Source organism: Acinetobacter pollinis, assembly GCF_015627175.1.
GTDB classification, from domain to species: Bacteria; Pseudomonadota; Gammaproteobacteria; order Pseudomonadales; family Moraxellaceae; genus Acinetobacter; species Acinetobacter pollinis.
In genome coordinates this window covers 1-2,382 of the sequence record NZ_VTDQ01000083.1, presented here as the reverse complement: position 1 = coordinate 2,382, position 2,382 = coordinate 1, and the positions used below count along the sequence as shown (strand labels likewise).

The 2,382-nt window shown below is 37.8% G+C and carries 1 pseudogene; it reads right to left on the bottom strand.

Annotation, left to right across the window (positions count from 1 at the left end):
• A pseudogene (locus I2F23_RS13740) lies at positions 1-2,382 on the bottom strand (hypothetical protein); the annotation flags it as partial.

Here is a 2,382-nt window from a genome sequence, read left to right as displayed (position 1 = left end):
CCTAAAACAACCGAACCTGCTGTCGTTTGAGTAATATCATTACCTAAAGCGAAAGTATTGTCTGTACTAATGGTATTGTTGTTACCCACAGAGTAACTATTTGCACCATTAATAATAGATGGATCACCAAAGGCACCTGAGTTATTTCCAGTCACTTGGTTACCTGTACCAATACTGATAGATTGGTTTCCTGAAGCAATAGCATTATCCCCCATTGCAACCGAAGATATACCTGTAGCTTTAGAATTATTTCCTAGAGCAATCGCATTAGGTGCACTTAATCCTATAGAGAATACTTGGCTAGAATATGTATTTCCAGTTGTTATTAAATTATTTAAGGCATTGATCGCATCAGAAACATTTGTCTGTTGTTTACCTGCAATACTATAGATTGGACTTTCAATACTACCATCACTTTGAACACTTCCTTGCCCCAAAGCAATAGCAAAACTCTTTGAAATGTTAGCAACTTGTGCACCATTAACAGCATCTTTTGAATCTGAAGAAATTTGGCCATTTGCTACATTTTTTATTGTGGTTCCAGTGGTGCCGCCTGCTAAAGTAACAATCCCTTTATTGATGGAGCCATCTGTATTTTTATCATATTGGACGGATGCATTCGATAAACTATTCACTGCAGTATTAAATATATTTACAGTAGAATCTAGCTGTCCTTTATTTACCGCATCTGTGGAATTCACACCTGCTGCAACGTTTGTAATCGTCTTACCACCAGCATCAATACCGAACGCTGTAACACTTGGCCCAGTTGCATTGCCTGTATTGTCTTTAAAGCTTAGACCATTTGTACCAAGGGTTGTACTTGAACGATCAGCCGCCTGATAAATCGTATTTGTTGTGTCATAACTTGCTTTATTCCCAGCATCATCTTGTATAGACAGCCCATTTGCGCTGACTGTACTATTGTTACCTTGGTTATCTTGAATCGTTGTTGCTGCTGCACCAATTTGGGTACTACTATTATCATCTACTAAACTTAATTTATTGCTGTCTAAAGTATTATTGCCAAGTTTAATACGATCTAGACTTAAATCCTTTGCTGAAGAAACTTGATAGTTTGTGCTTCCATCTTCATTTTGAAGTGCTGTAATGGCGATATTATCACCACCAGTAACCGCTGTTTTTGCTTTGGTTGCTTGATCTTTTAAGCTTGAAACTGCGCCATCAATTGTATCTTGACCTGTACCGCCTATATTCGATGAGGTCACTTTTCCATTAGAGTCTGTTTTTGCGTTTCCACCCAAGATCGTCTGAATACTTGTTGAAACACCAGAAATTTGCGCACCATTAATAGCATCTTTTGAATCTGAAGAAATTTGGCCATTTGCTACATTTTTTATTGTGGTTCCAGTGGTGCCGCCTGCTAAAGTAACAGTCCCTTTATTGATGGAGTCATCTGTATTTTTATCATATTGGACAGATGCATTCGATAAACTATTCACTGCGGTATTAAATATATTTACTGTAGAATCTAACTGTCCTTTATTTACCGCATCTGTAGAATTCACACCTGCTGCAACGTTCGTAATGGTCTTACCACCAGCATCTATACCCGATGAGGTTATACTTGGCCCAGTTATATTGCCTGTGTTGTCTTTAAAGCTTAGACCATTTGTACCAAGGGTTGTACTTGAACGATCAGCCGCCTGATAAACCATATTTGTTGCGTCATAACTTGCTTTATTTCCAGCATTATCTTGTATAGACAGCCCATTTGCGCTGACTGTGCTGTTGTTACCTTGGTTATCTTGAATCGTTGTTGTTGCTGCACCAATTTGGGTACTACTATTATCATCTACTAAACTTAATTTATTGCTGTCTAAAGTATTATTACCAAGTTTAATACGATCTAGACTTAAATCCTTTGCTGAAGAAACTTGATAGTTTGTGCTTCCATCTTCATTTTGAAGTGCTGTAATGGCGATATTATCACCACCAGTAACCGTTGTTTTTGCTTTGGTCGTTTGATCTTTTAAGCTTGAAACTGCGCCATCAATTGTATCTTGACCTGTACCTCCTATATTCGATGAGGTTACTTTTCCATTAGAGTCTGTTTTTGCGTTTCCACCCAAGATTGTCTGAATACTTGTTGAAACACCAGAAATTTGTGCACCATTAATAGCATCTTTTGAATCTGAAGAAATTTGGCCATTTGCTACATTTTTTATTGTGGTTCCGGTAGTCCCGCCTGCTAAAGAAACAGTCCCTTTATTGATGGAACCATCTGTATTTTTATCATATTGGACGGATGCATTCGATAAACTATTCACTGTAGTGTTAAATACTTTTACAGTAGAATCTAGCTGTCCTTTATTCACCGCATCTGTGGAATTCACACCTGCTGCAACACCAGTAATAGAT